Origin of the sequence: Vibrio sp. SCSIO 43137 (assembly GCF_028201475.1) — a bacterium.
Taxonomy (GTDB): domain Bacteria; phylum Pseudomonadota; class Gammaproteobacteria; order Enterobacterales; family Vibrionaceae; genus Vibrio.
Genome location: NZ_CP116383.1, coordinates 2,892,914 through 2,907,302 on the forward strand (window position 1 = coordinate 2,892,914; position 14,389 = coordinate 2,907,302).

Genomic DNA, 14,389 nt, shown 5'->3' on the forward strand with positions numbered 1-14,389 from the left:
CTCACAAACCTCAAATTTGCTACGGAGCATTTAGTTCGCTATATAGCTAACTTGCGTTTATAAAGCTACAATATTAGCCATATAACTAACTTGGGAATGTTATGGCAAATCGGGAATCCATAGGAAAAGAGATCGCCAAGCAACGGAAGGGGCAAGGGTTTACGCAAAAACAAATGGCGGATCAAACTGGTATAAATAAAACTACACTTTCTGAGATCGAGAATGGCCGCTTTACTGGTTCTTTGGATATCTTTGAACGCTATTTGGATGCCGTTGGCCTGCAACTTGAGGTCTCAACCAAAAAACATAAGCTTCCCGACTGGGATGAAATTGAAGAGCTATTCAGAGAGGATGAGTAATGGCATTAGAGCAGCTACCTTCGAAAATAGATAAAATTTTCGTTTACTCGGATAAGCAGGAGCAGGGCGTTTTAACTCACGGTTCTGTACACCACTATCAGCCAACTCAAACTGAACGCCATGTATCCCTGACAATGACAAAGAATAACCTTGATGGTTACTCTTCTGGTTCGCTGCATCCCATATTTGTGCAAAACCTTCCTGAAGGTTTTAACCGCCGGTTTATCTCTGAAAAGCTGGCTCGATATGCACGGGTAAATGATATGTATCTTCTGGCACTTCAGGGAGATCACAGCATTGGCATGCTCTCATATCAAAGTGCTCTGAACCTGCCCGAAACCGACTCAGTTTCTCTTGAAGAAATCCTCACCTACCAAAGCACTGAGCCACTCTTTCCTCAACTACTGGAAAAATACTATCTACGAAATGCTCTGGCCGGCGTTCAGCCAAAGGTCAGTATTCCAAGAACTGAACGCACAGTGGAACAAAAAGATCTGATCGTTAAATCATTTGATGATGAGTTTCCATTGCTAACCGTTAACGAGTATGTGTGCATGGAAGCAGCAAGGCACTGCGGGCTGAAGCCGCCAAAAACCTATCTGTCTGAAAACCTAGAAACCTTTGTCGTAGAACGTTTTGATAAAGTGGAGAAGGAAAAATCTAGTAGCACAAAGTTAGGCTATGAAGATTTTAATACGCTGCTAAAAAAACCGAACCACCCCGATGCAAAATATAATGGCAGCTATGAGAGCCTGCTTAGAGCAACACATATTTATACTAACAGCCAGACTGAAGTCCGGAAAATGTATCAATACATAGTGTTCAATTGCTTAATTGGAAATGGAGATGCTCACCTAAAAAACTTTGCTCTTCAGTATACCTCTGACATGCAAAATATTTTCGTTTCCCCCCCCTTTGATGTCACCCATACAATCATCTACGACACCATAGATAACAAAATGGCTCTGAAGTTAGCAAACAGTAAAATATTTCCGGATAAAAACCACCTAATCAAGCTTGCAGAGTCAAGAACTTTCAGAATAAGAGATGCTGGCGAGATTATTGATAAGATGGCTGAAGATATCAGTAACTATCTTGATAGCTCTGAAGAAGTCACTCTTTTTAGCGGGCTGAAAGAATCAATCAAGCAATCGATATCAAAGGTTATGTCTTCAACTTACAGTAACAAATCATATCGACACGATAAGAAAAGAAAATTCGAGTAGTTGGCGTGTCAAACTGCAAAACTTAATACTCAGGTACAGCGATATCAGGTATTAGATCATCACGATCCAAAAGCTTATATTGCTGCACACCTACTCCTTCAGATGTAGCTCAATAGCTCACTCAACATACAAATCACCTAAGATCCTTTTAAACGTACCGTCGGCTTTCATATCGAGAATATGCTGGTTAATCTCATTCAACATTCCGGCAAGAGGAGATTTTCTGGAAATAGCGAAATGAAACACTTTGGTTTCAATGGGAGTGGAGGAAAACTTTAGTTTTTCATAACCTTCAATTTCTTTAAAGGTTGAAACTGCATTAACGTAGAAGATAGGTGAGATATCAATTCGTCCGGCGACTAGCTTACGAAGATTCTGCTTATCTGTGGCAACCACTTCAGTAGAAATCTCATAGGCTGCAATACGTTTACCAAGCTCCCCATAGGAGTAACCTCTGGTAAGTCCTATTTTAAAAGGCTTGAGATCCTGCCAGTTTTGCCACTCAAAAGCGTCAAATCTGTCGGTAGAATAAATAAACATCAGCCGGTCTTTATAAATAGGTTCAGTAAATAGCATCTGAACTTCTCTTTCAGCATCTTTTACCACCATAGGAATTAGATCGGCCTGCCCGGTCCTAATCATATACATTGCCCGTCCAAATGGCGCATCGAGATAGCGAACCCTCATACCCAGCCGGCTAAATAGTTCTTCTATTATTTCGATGGCTAAACCGTCAGTGACGATACCTTGCTCTTCAACAACCACTGTCTCCCACGGCGGCCAATGTTCAACAACCACTATAGCTTGCTGTTTTGAGTTTTCTGGTGCTGCCGGTAAGCTAAAAGAAAATATCGCTAGTAAGCAGACTATATGCCGGAACATGCTTTCTCGCTTTGTGAAACCGGAGCCTATAGTTCAGTATAGCGGCTCTGCTAAATACCCCCGAAAAGTCTGCAACTCCCTCGACAGATATCGCGTCGTAACAAAGCGATGCCTTGCTGTTTTCGCTATAATCGCGGCACTAAAATTACTGGGAACCCACCATGTCAGAACTTAAGAAAATGAGAAACGGACAGACATACAACTGCCTTGATCAGGAGTTAGCAGAAATCAGAGATCAAGCTTTTACCCTACTGTTTAAGTTTAACCATGAAGCCGACAGCAAAAAAAGAGCTGAACTGCTAAAACAAACAGGCGCTCAGGTTCCCGACAGCAGCTATATAGCGCCTCCGCTTGAAATGAGTTATGCATGCCACCTTTCGCTGGGTGAAAACAGCTATATCAATAGCGGTGCACTAATACTGGATAACGGAAAAGTGACTATCGGCAACCATGTGATGATTGGCCCAAGAGTGCAAATCTATACTGCCGCCCACTCACTGGATGCCGGTGAACGTATTGCCGGTGACGAAGTTGCTAAGCCTGTAACAATTGAGGATAAAGTCTGGATCGGCGGCGGAGCCATTATCCTGCCCGGCATTACTGTTGCTGAAGGGGCGATTGTTGGTGCTGGCTCAGTCGTCACAAAAGATGTTAAACCTTATGATCGTGTAGCTGGAAATCCGGCCAAATCCATTAAAAAATAGCGACTTTAGGGATTATTGTGCAGTTTAATCACTATTTAGATCATCATGATCCAAATGCTAATTAAGCTGCACGAGTTCACCAAATTTATATAGCAAACTCTTTCCCGTTAACGGTATTATATTAAATTACTTTCTTATTAACGGAACAAATCGGTTATGGCTAGCTTTCACTTTTTCCAGAAAGAAGAGGCAACCGTTCATCTGGATCTAAACAGCGCATCCTACGAAGCGGAAAAAGAGCAGTTACTTGCTCAGGGCTTTGAACGGATTAGCGGATATATAGAAGCAGATAGCGCCGAGCAGGCCTACAAGAAATTTGCCAAAGAGCAGAAGAATAGCTATTCGAAATGGTACTCTGGAAGAAGCAACCTATTCCGTTTTACCAACGCTCTTCAGGCATTATTAAGTAAGCGTAACAAATAGAAAAGGCTGAACAGAGTCAGCCTTTTTCCTTGTCTCTATAGAAGATGTTTACGCAGAGAGAAACTCCACCAGAAACTCAGTAGCCCTGACCATATCGTTTACCGCAATAAACTCCTCTGTGGTGTGCACTTTCGCCATCCCGGTAGAGATATTTACCGTAGTAATGCCCATCTGATTAAAGTTATTGGCATCGCTGCCACCACCCGTCTGTTTCGTTTTCGGCGTAATACCCACCTTATTAAAGGCCTGTTTTACCGCATCAACATGAGGGTGTTGTTCAGACAATACAAAGGCATCGTAGGCACGTGTTGAGACTAATTCTACTTCAGCTCCAAACTGAGCAGCCGACTGATTAAATGTCTCCAACATATGCTCAACCTGCTCATTCAGCTTATCGTTATTAAGTGAACGAGCCTCCGCCACAACAGTAACTTCAGGCATTACAATATTAGTTGCCATACCACCATTTACCATACCGATATTGGCTGTGGTTTCATGATCGATGCGCAGCAACTTCATTTTAGAGATGGCATCCGCGGCTACCTGAATAGCGCTTACTCCCTCTTCCGGTGCCAGTCCGGCATGGGCAGCACGCCCTTTAATATGAGCGGTAATCTTCTGCTGACCGGGAGCGCCCGTCACTATGGTTCCCACCGGACCACCGGTATCCATAACCACAGCTTGCGTAGACTGTATTTTGCTGGCATCAAAATGCTTTGAGCCAAACAAACCACCCTCTTCATGAACGGTGAAAGCAATCTCTATGGTCTTATGGTCTGCATTGGCACTCTGAAACTGGCGTAGCGCTTCAAAGATAATAGCAATGCCAGACTTATCATCGCCACCAAGCACTGTCTCTCCTTTAGAACGAATCACACCATCATCATTCCAGGGTTCGATGCCAATGCCTGGTTTTACTGTATCCATATGGCAGCTAAGAAGGACACTTTCGTCAGATTTCCCTTCTAAGCGGGCGTAGATATTAAAGCCGTCTGAAACTTCTGCCGGAACAGATAACTTAGTAACACTAAATCCCAACGTTCCCAACTGTTCAGCCAGCAACTCAGCTACTTGTTTTTCATTGCCTGACTCGCTGTCTGTACGCACCAGTTGAAAAAAGTGTTCCAGCAGCCTTTCTTGGTTAATTGTCGTCATGCGGACTTCTCCTGACTCAGTTTAAGTTAAGAGTACATAGGAACCAGTACTACCGTTCCGATAATCACAGTGATAAGTCCGCACAATACTGGTACAGAAGTACGTTTTACCACTTCAAACGGGCTGATTTTACCCATGCCCGATGTAGCCACAACCACGCCGGATACAGGCGATACGGTACGGCCAAGGTTAGAAGCCTGCAGCATAGGGATGATCAGGAAGGCTGGGTTCAGACCCATCTTAGCCGCCAGCGAAGGAGCCAGCTCTACAAATGCATAGAAAGGCGCATTACCTGAACCCGTTGCGATAGCCGCGGCTACGGTTAGCAGCGTAAGAAGCAGCATCAATGCCATACCACCAGCGCCAGCTATTTCAGCAAGACCAATCAGGTTATCAATAGCACCAATAGACATCAGGCCCTGTGCAAACACACCCGCAGCCACCAACAGCATCACTACACCTTTAAAGGCATCAGCCATCCCCTGATAGCATGAGTCCAGATCTTCCAGCGCTTTCTTACCATCGAACTTAAGGACAGCGTAGTTCACCAAAGCACCGATAAAGATAGAGCCAACCACAATGGTGTAGATATCCAGTTTTAGTCCGGGAATAGTGCGGCCATTAAACAGAAATACACCGAAGATCGGCAGAAACGGCAGCACAGCATAGAAAGCTGGTGCATTGGCTTCGATTTCAGAGATATCCACTTTTTCCATTGGCGTGTTGTGTTTACGATCCAGATACTTGTTCCAGAAATAAGCCGCCGCCGCCATAACGATAATGGCGCAGATAGAAACAGGCAATACGGTCTGAATAGCAAACACATCCAGTGCGATACCAGACTTCTCTGCGGCAATAACCACGTCACCGGAAGTCGGAGAAAGAATGATCGCTGCCGGTGACGCACAGACAGCAACAGCCGCAGGACGGGAAATACCCATAGCAACCATCATCGGGAACAGTGTTGCCATCAGAAGCACACCCAACCCGGTTGCAGAGCTCACAGCCAGTGACATCAGACAGGCAACAATATAGGCAGCAACCAGAAGAATATAAGGTGATTTCACAAAAGAGAGTGGACGTGAAAACTGCTTAACCACCACGTTATTAGCACCGATATGTGTCATATAAGCCGCAAAGCCACACAACAGCATAATTTGCATGCCCAGACCGCCGCCGCGATACTTAAGCATATATTTTACAAACTCAAGGGCATCAGTAAGGATGCTTCCCGTAGGAGCAACTTTACCCGGAAGAACCGTATGCCCGATGAGCCCCGTTACAATCAGCAATATAAGCCCTGCAGTCAGTAACACACCCGCTGCGCGATAGCCTTTAACAATAAAGTAGCCAACCGCAACGGTCACCACTAACCCGATCAATAGTTCCAACATAAATCACCAGTATTAAGTATCTCAAAATTAAATTCCGCAATACTCTACTAGATTCATTTCAGCAAAAACCTGAAGAACATCAAACTATCAATAAACTTACTTTTAGTTGTTTTAACCACCATACAAACGATAAATAGTAACTACATCCAGCAACAAAAGAATTAATAGGTATTTACACTATAGAAAAATTTAGGGCCAAATTATGTAACAAAGCCAATTCATGATTCTGCAGGCAGAAAAAAAGCGACGCCATTTCTGGTGTCGCTTCAGGTAGAAGTTGCATGGTTCTGGCGCAATTTTTTCTCAAGCAGTGGAGCCCCTCAGCACCATAGTCGGATCAAGATGAAACAGAACCACGCAACAAACTTTATAATTTATTCACTGGTAATTATTGACCAAGGCAAGTATCACCGATACGTGCAGGAGCAATCTTGTCCAGAGTAACGTTCAGTTCTTTCCAGTCGCTTGCCATTTTGTCAGCCTGAGCCTGAGTCAGTACCGCGCCGTTAGCAGCAATACGGTCATGCTCAACTTTAGTGTAGTGGAAGATAGTCATATCAACAGATTTGTCGTCTTTGTATGCTTTTTCCATGTTCACTACGTTTTTCTTACTGTCATCGATAAATACAATGCTGTCGAACTTCTGACCCGTTTTATCCAGCACAAAATCAAGCATTGTGCCTTTGTTCATACCGGTAGTCATCATAATGCCGTTAATGTAAGTCAGATCTCTCTTTGGCTTAGCCTTATAAACAGGAAGCTCTTCAGATCCTTTTTCTTTAAGCGCGGTTGTCGTCATATCGAAACCGTTACGCACCATTTCACGCTCAGTAGCGGCACGGTAGTTAGGCGAACGGGACGTTAGTGCGAAAACCGTCAGACCTTTGTCCTGCCATGATTTAACCGTTGCCGGGGTTTTCTCTTCAATCAGCTTTTGAGGAACCAGTTCATATAGAAGGCCGATTGAGTCCTGGAACAGGCAGTCCACTTTATCTTCAGCAGACGGCTTAACATCCAGCTTGCCGCGTTGCCACTGATACCAGATATCACCACCAAGGTCTGAAGTAGAAGTCAGAAGCGTGTTGTCGATATCGATAACAATCAGAGGCTTTTCACCTTTCGCAGTCAGTTCGCTGACCTTACTTGCAACATCTGCAAACTTATTGGTTTCTTCTACCACTACATCAGCAAGTGCGTTACCTGCAAAAGAGAGTGCACATAGTGCTGCTATCGCTTTTAACTTCATATCTGTACCTTCGTTTAGTTTTTGCAAACCTGGTTTTAGTGGATAACAGAACAATCAAGATACTTGTTCTGAACCCTCATTACTAAAATGTTATGTTATAACATTTCGAAAGATACAATAATTAGCGGCTTAGATCTAACCTATAAACCTGATCCGCTTCACATAAGAGCAGGATTTGTGGTTAAGTTTTTAACTCTGTAATGAATATTAGGGACGCAAACCATAAATCAACAAAATTTGTTATTAGCAGTGAAAGGGGTAATTCCAACAAGGTAGGCATTTAATAGTGCTGGTATTTGACTGATTCTGATAGTAGTTTTAGCAAATATAGAACTTCACCAATTAAGACCAAGGCAGCAAAAATGGATGTTTATCCCTGTGTCTCTTTTCTGGTTATCGATCAAGATCGCATTCTTCTGGAAACCCGTTCAGCTGATAAAGTATCGGATCCCGGTGCGATCAATATTCCCGGTGGCCATATGGAGAAAGGTGAGTCTCAGCAGGAAACGCTTTTCCGTGAGCTGGAAGAGGAGCTGACCATTAAACCTGTCAGCTACACATACCTTTGCTCGCTTTATCATCCCACCAGCGAGTTACAGCTAATCCACTATTATCTGGTTAGCGAATGGCAGGGAAACATTCGGGCACAGGAGGCCGAAGAGGTAAACTGGTACCCTATTCAGAATGCTCCGCTGGCGATTGAAGCCGATAAGGTCGCATTAGCAGAGTTCCAACGTTTACAAAATCATTTATAACAAGGTGGAAAAGTGGACGTTGAACTCACTGAAGCAGAGCTTTCACTAAAGACAGAAATTGATAATTTCTACCAGCAACAGGGATATCACAGCAACTGGTCTGAGACTGAACGTGCATTTGTTTGTCTGAACAGGGGAAAAGTCATAGGCTCGGTCAAAGTGGAGTTGATCCACAGTGTCACCATTCTGCGTGGTATGTACGTTGACAGCTCCTTTCAGCGTCAGGGAATCGGCTCCCGCCTGCTCAAACTTATTGAGCCGGTATTAAATGAAAAAACCGCCTACTGTATGCCTTTGACAGAAGCGGCAGAATTTTATAAACAGATTGGCTTTAGAGAGATTGCTGGTTGCGAATACCCGGCATTTCTTCAACAGCGATGTGAAAAATACCGGGATGCCGGCTACCAGATAAAAACCATGATACGTGAGCAGCGCTAAGCAAAAAATTGACGCCCCTTATCCAACGCCAGTAACGAATCTACTTCAGCGGGTCATCATCCGGCAGGGCGTTATGAATCCATAATGCCAGTCGTTTCTTGATATTGGCACCATCCAGCTTATCGGCTGGCAGAGGGGTTATCTGATTGACTTCCACCAAAAACAGGTAGAGAGCTTTTGCTTTCACTGGCATGGCTGTATTTTTATCAAACAGTTCAAACCCCTGCATCTTGGCCATCTGGCCACCAACGGCTAGTGCTTTCTTCAACAGCTTATCTTCATTAAGGATTTTGCTTGTTTTCGACATCTGTTACTCCACATCCATTTCAGTTTTGTTTTATTAATATGCGCTGCTTTCTGTCTGATAGCAATGTGAAAGGGAAATAATTCAAAGCTTTATCTTATCGTCTTGGCTTGCACAAAAATGCTAACGAAAAAATAACCAACTGCTCAGTAAGCTCTGCATGGATATTTTAAGCAGCTAGTGTTCCCTCAACAGAAGTCACTACTGCCCGGTTTAAGGTGTAACTATGCTAACTACTGATGATGAGAAAAGTGCCCGCTTTCTGATGCAGGCGACCCTAGGGGCGGACTTCGATACCATAAAAAAAGTATCCACGGACGGAATCTCTGTCTGGCTGACAGCTCAGCTCAATCATACCGTCGCCAGTGACGACTCTTTTCTGAAAAAGACCAGAGATATCTGGCGCGGTGCCAGCGGGAACAAGGGGTTTCGCCAGTTATTTATTGATAAATTTTCTGAAGCCAATATAAACGGAAAAGGCAACAATCCTGCGCTGCCGTATAACTACTACTTCCGCATGGCTTGGTGGCACCGGACACTTTGTCATAACTCATCAATTACCGTCAGCGGCACCGATGCTATTACTGAAACCGAAAAGGTCTCCGCGATTGAGAGAGATGCAGATAGCATGGTTCGTCACCGGGTTGCTCAGGCACTTAGTGAAATTCTGGTTATCTCTGACAACTCCATTCTGGAAAACAATGCCGAAGGGATGGCAAGCTACTACGATCTGCTCTACAAACACGCTCTCGGCAGTTACAAAGATCTGCTGACTGAGGTTTCTCTGCATCCATGCATGGGTGTTTATCTGACTCATATAAATAACCGCAAAGAGGTCACCGCACAGAATATTCACCCAGACGAGAACTATGCGCGTGAGATATTGCAACTGTTCACTATTGGTCTTTATCAGCTTAATCAGGACGGCAGCCGTAAGAAAGACAGCAATGGTAAAGATATCCCGACTTACAATAACCAAGATATACAGCAACTGGCGCGGGTCTTTACCGGTATTAAAGCCAGAAGTTATCTTTACGAATGGCCTGTCGAGCTGGGGAGTGGTACCGACAGGTTTGATTTCTCGGTAGAAAACGGCCGGGCTATTGCACTGGATGATAGCGTTCCTAGGATCTATAAGATGGTGCCGTATGTAGACATGGTTTCCCAGATGATCACCGAAGATAGCTTCCACGACCAAGGAAGCAAAACGCTACCAAATCTAGCGATAACGTTAGCCGCCGGTCAGAGCGCTACGGCTGAAATAGAGGACGCAGTCACCAAACTGGTTGCCCACTCAAGTACTGCCCCTTTTATCGCGACCAAGCTGATACAGCAAATGGTGACATCAAATCCTACCCCCGCTTATGTTCAGGCTGTTGCCACTGCATTTGGCAGTCAGGGCAATCTGAAAGAGGCGATTCGCACCTTATTGGAGTATCCGCTGACGAATCCAGTCACTGTCAGTAGCGGTGCTCATATTAATGGCAATATTGAGAAACTTAAGTCACCTACACTTAGGGTAACTCAGTTGTTAAAAGCCTTTAAAGTCAGAAATGATTCCGGTCGGTTATGGTTAATTGGAAGTGATTTAAAACAGGCTCTGCACCATCACCCTCTTTCGTCACCAACGGTATTTAACTTCTATAAACCTGACTTTGCGCCACACGGCGATATTGAACAGAGCAATAAAGTGGCACCTGAATTTGAACTGGTTGATGCTCACACCTCTATCAGCTACGCCAATATGCTGTATGACTGGCTATTTGGTAATGCCATGCCACTGGTGACAACAGAACTTGGTAGCAGTTCGACCGTTCCGGAACTCAATGCAGATGAACTATTAAGAAATACCGATGATAAGTTAAAGCTGGATCTTACGGCTGAACTGGCGCTGGCTGCTAACAGAGCCGATCACAGTAAATTGATTGAACGCATTTCTCTTATCCTGACCGGTCAAATCAATAGCAGCAATGAACAAGCCATTCTGGATGCAACACAAAACTATGATGTCACCAGCCCGGTTCAGCGCAACTGGATCGTTCAGACGGTCATCTTTATGATCGCCGCTTCACCTCAGTTTACAGTTCTCGGAAAATGGAGCTAATCAGATGAAAAACCATCACTTAACCCGCCGTGAGTTTGTAATAACGTCAGGTATAGCGATGCTGGGAAGCAGTTTTCTTCTGGCTGGCTGCAAAGGAGCCGGCAGTTCTGCTAAGCCCTCCCCGGTTTCCCGCAGTAAAAGTAAAGCCTTAGTCTATATTATGCTGGATGGCGGTAACGATGCCTTTAACACTCTTATTCCCACGGCATCTTCCGCTTATCAGCACTACAGCAACTCCCGCAATAATCTGGCGTTGGCGAAAAATAGCCTTCTTCCCCTCTCAAACCTTGAGTACGGATTACATCCAAGCCTGCCAAATGTACAGCGTCTGTTTAACCAGAAAGATCTCGCTTTTGTCGCCAACGTGGCGCCTATGGTTACCCCAATCGACAGAAATGAGTTCAGAGCGGGCAGCAAGCCGGTTCCCCTTGGCCTTATGTCTCATTCCGATCAGTTTAAACACTGGCAGACCGCCAATCCGGGAGTCAGAACCAATACTGGCCTGTTCGGTAAAGTGGCTGATATTCTTCAGCCTGAAAAAGCTGCTGAGGGTATTTCAATGAACATCTCTCTGGCTGGCAGTAATATTTTGCAAAGTGGGGTGAAAAGCACGCAATACGCCATTACGGAGAAAGGTAGTGTCGGTCTTAAAGCCAAAGAGAGCAATAATCCTGCTACGCGGGCACTCAATCAGGAACTGTTGCGTGGTTTTGAGTCTCTGTTGGAGAAGGTACACAATAATGACTTCCTCGATACCTATACCGGCAGTGTAAAGTACGCTCAGAAACAGCATGAAAAATTCTCTTCTGCACTGGCCGGAACTAACCTGACAACAGCGTTCGACAATACTCCGCTCAGTAAACAGCTGGAGATGGTCGCCAAAACTATCTCAGCAAAATCCAGACTGGGGACAGAACAGCAGACCTTCTTTGTTCGTTACATTGGCTGGGATCACCACAGCGAACTACTAAAGACCCACGCAAACATGCTGACGGTACTCGACGATGCACTGGGTTCATTTCAAAAAGCCCTTGAAGAACAGGGAGTAGCTGACGAAGTTGTCACTCTTGTAGGTTCAGACTTTGGCCGGACCCTAACCTCAAACGGCAATGGTTCAGACCACGGCTGGGGTGGCCACGCCATCGTTATGGGCTCTGAAGTCAATGGCGGACGGATTTTTGGGCAATATCCTTCCCTTGAGCTAGGTAACGCCAATCCACTGGATATTGGCAACGGGGTACTGATACCAACAACTTCAACTGACGAGCTTTATGCTGAGCTTCTGATGTGGTTCGGGCTAGCCAGAGGTCAGTTAGGATCGGTATTGCCAAATCTGGCCAACTTTTACGATTACCAAACCCGCACAGATGCTCCGTTGGGTTTAATTAAAAGTTAAACTCATTAGGGTCTACTTCTCTTTAGACGCGGATGTTGTACACCAGCAGCCGCGCCCTTTTTCTTTTGCCTTATAAAGAGCAATATCTGCTTCTGCAATCAAACTGTCGATGGTGCTCGACTCCACAGAAATTGTCGCGCCGATACTGATAGAAGGGGACAACTTACTACCATCCGGCGCCTGTATAGTAGTGGCGTTCACGGCACTCTGAAATCGCTCAGCGGCGGCGGCCATACCGGCTCCGTCAACATCACCTACCACCACAGTAAACTCATCTCCGCCCAGCCTTCCCATAATGTCACTTTCACGCAATGTCTGCTTGCAGGCATCGACAATGGTCACGATATACTTATCACCAAACGTATGCCCGTATGTGTCGTTAATCTGTTTAAGGTTATCAATATCGATCAAAATAACCGCCAGACGGCTATCCCTGCGCTGAGACCTTTTTAACTCCTGCTCGGCATAATCGATCATAAAACCACGGGTAAGAACGCCCGTCAGGTTGTCTATGCGTGCCAGTTTATGGAACTTATTTTTTAATTCGATAACTTCAGTGATATCAGTAGAAAAGCCTATTAGTCCTTCGACTCTTCCCCGTTTTATCAGGGGCATCTTAATGGACCAGAAATAACTGGCTTTTCCGTCCGGCCCGTAAACGACCTCTTCACCAGCTACCTTCTCCCCCTTATTGATGACCGCCTGATCCAGCTCTGCAAACTCCGCAGCCTCCCGGGGAAACAACTCCTCTTCTAACTGACCTACAATGGCATCAACGGGTAACTGGTATAAATTTGCAACCTTCTCATTGACATACAGATAACGGCGCTGTCTGTCTTTCATATAAACAAAGGCATCCATGTTTTCCAGAACCAGACTGAACAGGTTTTTCTGCTCTTCAAGCTCACGCTCAAGAGCACGGCGCTCAGTAATATCCGTAGAGATACCGCACAATCCTGTCACCTTTCCCTGCTCATCCCTAATGGGTACCTTAACTGACCAGTAAAAACGTTCTTCGCCGGTTTCGGCAATAATATTTCTCTCTTCGTTCTCTATTTTCTCTCCATGATTGAGAACACGTAGATCGTTTTGTCGCAATTCATCAGATAAGGTGAGATCAAAGAACTTTTCATCAGTACAGCCGATTACCCGTTCAAGACGCTGGCCGAAAAGCTCGCAAACCATATCGTTGGCATAGGTATAGCGCCCCTTTGTATCCTTAGTAAATACATAAGCACCAACGTGCTCCAGAGTAAAGCGTAAGCGATGGTTCTCCTCGCTTAACCGAGCGCTATCTCGTTCATCTTTACTCATACTTCCTCCGCTGAACCCCATTTTGCGATAAACAGGTTAAGTAGGAAAAACAGGGAGTCGTTCCCCTCAGACATTTCTAATGACCTATCTTAAATCTTAGAAGTTTGCCCATGCTTTTCCATAAAGAACTGCAATTGTGATGTTTTTTTCCCCTGTCTGACGCTGGTATATGGCTAATTCATGGCAAAAGGGAACTTTGAAACCCTTGCAACTCAATTTTTCACAACTTTTTTTGTTAATCCATTAAAGGTATTGCTTCTGCTCCCCGCCCAACCCTGATAACAGTTTATTCACACCCTTAGCCCATCACAACCACCGAAGAGATATAGGAAAATATTAACTTTCAACGAGACAACACATAACAATTCTTTAATTATCAGAAGGATAAAATCAAAAAAGGAGAGAGGCATTTAGTCTGGGCTGTACTAAGTTAAGAGAGGGGAATAACGCAGATAAGACAGCAGATTTAACAACCAAAACCAAACACCAAATTAGCATTTAATCAACACACAAGCATCAAACAGCAGAATCTTTCACCACATCGCAAATTTAAAACAGATCATTCCTCTTCAAATTATACTTAAGTTATGATTTACTTTGCAGCCTCAAACAACAACCCACCTAAGATCAAAGTGTAATTAAATATTTACACACCATCTAAAGCGGGTTCAGACAACAAAGATTCAATC

14 protein-coding genes are annotated in these 14,389 nt (G+C 44.6%); 8 read left to right on the forward strand and 6 right to left on the reverse strand.

Features of this window, described 5'->3' with window-relative positions:
* The first annotated feature begins 101 nt into the window (after window positions 1–101).
* On the forward strand, window positions 102–359 hold the full coding sequence (locus tag PK654_RS13540) for a helix-turn-helix domain-containing protein (protein WP_271696383.1): 258 nt from the start codon (window positions 102–104) through the stop codon (window positions 357–359).
* The gene (locus PK654_RS13545; protein WP_271696385.1) at window positions 359–1,585 is read left to right on the forward strand and encodes a type II toxin-antitoxin system HipA family toxin; all 1,227 of its coding nucleotides are present in this window, start codon (window positions 359–361) and stop codon (window positions 1,583–1,585) included. The genes PK654_RS13540 and PK654_RS13545 overlap by 1 nt, the downstream gene beginning before the upstream one ends.
* A gap of 117 nt (window positions 1,586–1,702) precedes the next feature.
* On the opposite strand, the gene PK654_RS13550 is transcribed toward PK654_RS13545, so the two are convergent.
* Entirely contained in the window at window positions 1,703–2,467 is a 765-nt protein-coding gene (locus tag PK654_RS13550) for a substrate-binding periplasmic protein (protein ID WP_271696386.1), read from the reverse strand.
* 161 nt (window positions 2,468–2,628) lie between these two features.
* On the opposite strand from PK654_RS13550, the gene PK654_RS13555 reads away from it, so the two are divergent.
* Complete coding sequence (locus PK654_RS13555; RefSeq protein ID WP_271696387.1) at window positions 2,629–3,171, forward strand: sugar O-acetyltransferase; 543 nt, start codon at window positions 2,629–2,631, stop codon at window positions 3,169–3,171.
* Window positions 3,172–3,327: 156 nt separating this feature from the next.
* A complete protein-coding gene (locus PK654_RS13560; protein WP_271696388.1) occupies window positions 3,328–3,594 on the forward strand; it encodes a hypothetical protein in 267 nt (88 codons plus the stop codon).
* Window positions 3,595–3,642: 48 nt separating this feature from the next.
* Here the strand turns inward: PK654_RS13560 and PK654_RS13565 are convergent, their stop codons facing one another.
* The 3 genes from PK654_RS13565 to PK654_RS13575 form a co-directional block, all read right to left on the reverse strand.
* On the reverse strand, window positions 3,643–4,749 hold the full coding sequence (locus PK654_RS13565; RefSeq protein WP_271696389.1) for a M20/M25/M40 family metallo-hydrolase: 1,107 nt from the start codon (window positions 4,747–4,749) through the stop codon (window positions 3,643–3,645).
* 26 nt (window positions 4,750–4,775) lie between these two features.
* Window positions 4,776–6,143: an anaerobic C4-dicarboxylate transporter DcuC gene (gene dcuC / locus PK654_RS13570; protein ID WP_271696390.1), complete on the reverse strand. Its 1,368-nt coding sequence runs from the start codon at window positions 6,141–6,143 to the stop codon at window positions 4,776–4,778.
* A 388-nt stretch (window positions 6,144–6,531) separates the two neighbouring features.
* Window positions 6,532–7,389 (reverse strand): DUF2608 domain-containing protein, encoded by an 858-nt coding sequence (locus PK654_RS13575; RefSeq protein WP_271696391.1) that lies wholly within the window; start codon window positions 7,387–7,389, stop codon window positions 6,532–6,534.
* A 362-nt stretch (window positions 7,390–7,751) separates the two neighbouring features.
* Between PK654_RS13575 and PK654_RS13580 the strand changes: the two genes are divergently transcribed.
* Both PK654_RS13580 and PK654_RS13585 read left to right on the forward strand, forming a co-directional pair.
* Window positions 7,752–8,144 carry an NUDIX hydrolase gene (locus PK654_RS13580; protein WP_271696392.1) on the forward strand — a complete coding sequence of 131 codons (393 nt, stop codon included), beginning with the start codon at window positions 7,752–7,754 and terminating at the stop codon, window positions 8,142–8,144.
* Between the two features lie 12 nt (window positions 8,145–8,156).
* Complete coding sequence (locus PK654_RS13585) at window positions 8,157–8,582, forward strand: GNAT family N-acetyltransferase (RefSeq protein ID WP_271696393.1); 426 nt, start codon at window positions 8,157–8,159, stop codon at window positions 8,580–8,582.
* A 40-nt stretch (window positions 8,583–8,622) separates the two neighbouring features.
* Here PK654_RS13585 and PK654_RS13590 read toward each other — a convergent pair whose 3' ends face one another.
* Complete coding sequence (locus PK654_RS13590) at window positions 8,623–8,889, reverse strand: DUF5062 family protein (protein ID WP_271696394.1); 267 nt, start codon at window positions 8,887–8,889, stop codon at window positions 8,623–8,625.
* Between the two features lie 223 nt (window positions 8,890–9,112).
* On the opposite strand from PK654_RS13590, the gene PK654_RS13595 reads away from it, so the two are divergent.
* Together PK654_RS13595 and PK654_RS13600 are read left to right on the forward strand one after the other, a co-directional pair.
* A complete protein-coding gene (locus tag PK654_RS13595) occupies window positions 9,113–10,990 on the forward strand; it encodes a DUF1800 family protein (protein WP_271696395.1) in 1,878 nt (625 codons plus the stop codon).
* Window positions 10,991–10,994: 4 nt separating this feature from the next.
* Window positions 10,995–12,386 carry a DUF1501 domain-containing protein gene (locus PK654_RS13600; protein WP_271696396.1) on the forward strand — a complete coding sequence of 464 codons (1,392 nt, stop codon included), beginning with the start codon at window positions 10,995–10,997 and terminating at the stop codon, window positions 12,384–12,386.
* Between the two features lie 12 nt (window positions 12,387–12,398).
* Here the strand turns inward: PK654_RS13600 and PK654_RS13605 are convergent, their stop codons facing one another.
* A complete protein-coding gene (locus PK654_RS13605; protein ID WP_271696397.1) occupies window positions 12,399–13,700 on the reverse strand; it encodes a sensor domain-containing diguanylate cyclase in 1,302 nt (433 codons plus the stop codon).
* Window positions 13,701–14,389 lie beyond the last annotated feature (689 nt).

Coding starts and splice junctions, on each gene's coding strand:
- PK654_RS13605 (WP_271696397.1), bottom strand. CDS start 13,700: ATGAGTAAAGATGAACGAGATAGCGCTCGGTTAAGCGAGGAGAACCAT.
- PK654_RS13595 (WP_271696395.1), top strand. CDS start 9,113: ATGCTAACTACTGATGATGAGAAAAGTGCCCGCTTTCTGATGCAGGCG.
- dcuC (WP_271696390.1), bottom strand. CDS start 6,143: ATGTTGGAACTATTGATCGGGTTAGTGGTGACCGTTGCGGTTGGCTAC.
- PK654_RS13590 (WP_271696394.1), bottom strand. CDS start 8,889: ATGTCGAAAACAAGCAAAATCCTTAATGAAGATAAGCTGTTGAAGAAA.
- PK654_RS13555 (WP_271696387.1), top strand. CDS start 2,629: ATGTCAGAACTTAAGAAAATGAGAAACGGACAGACATACAACTGCCTT.
- PK654_RS13600 (WP_271696396.1), top strand. CDS start 10,995: ATGAAAAACCATCACTTAACCCGCCGTGAGTTTGTAATAACGTCAGGT.
- PK654_RS13545 (WP_271696385.1), top strand. CDS start 359: ATGGCATTAGAGCAGCTACCTTCGAAAATAGATAAAATTTTCGTTTAC.
- PK654_RS13560 (WP_271696388.1), top strand. CDS start 3,328: ATGGCTAGCTTTCACTTTTTCCAGAAAGAAGAGGCAACCGTTCATCTG.
- PK654_RS13565 (WP_271696389.1), bottom strand. CDS start 4,749: ATGACGACAATTAACCAAGAAAGGCTGCTGGAACACTTTTTTCAACTG.
- PK654_RS13540 (WP_271696383.1), top strand. CDS start 102: ATGGCAAATCGGGAATCCATAGGAAAAGAGATCGCCAAGCAACGGAAG.
- PK654_RS13580 (WP_271696392.1), top strand. CDS start 7,752: ATGGATGTTTATCCCTGTGTCTCTTTTCTGGTTATCGATCAAGATCGC.
- PK654_RS13575 (WP_271696391.1), bottom strand. CDS start 7,389: ATGAAGTTAAAAGCGATAGCAGCACTATGTGCACTCTCTTTTGCAGGT.
- PK654_RS13550 (WP_271696386.1), bottom strand. CDS start 2,467: ATGTTCCGGCATATAGTCTGCTTACTAGCGATATTTTCTTTTAGCTTA.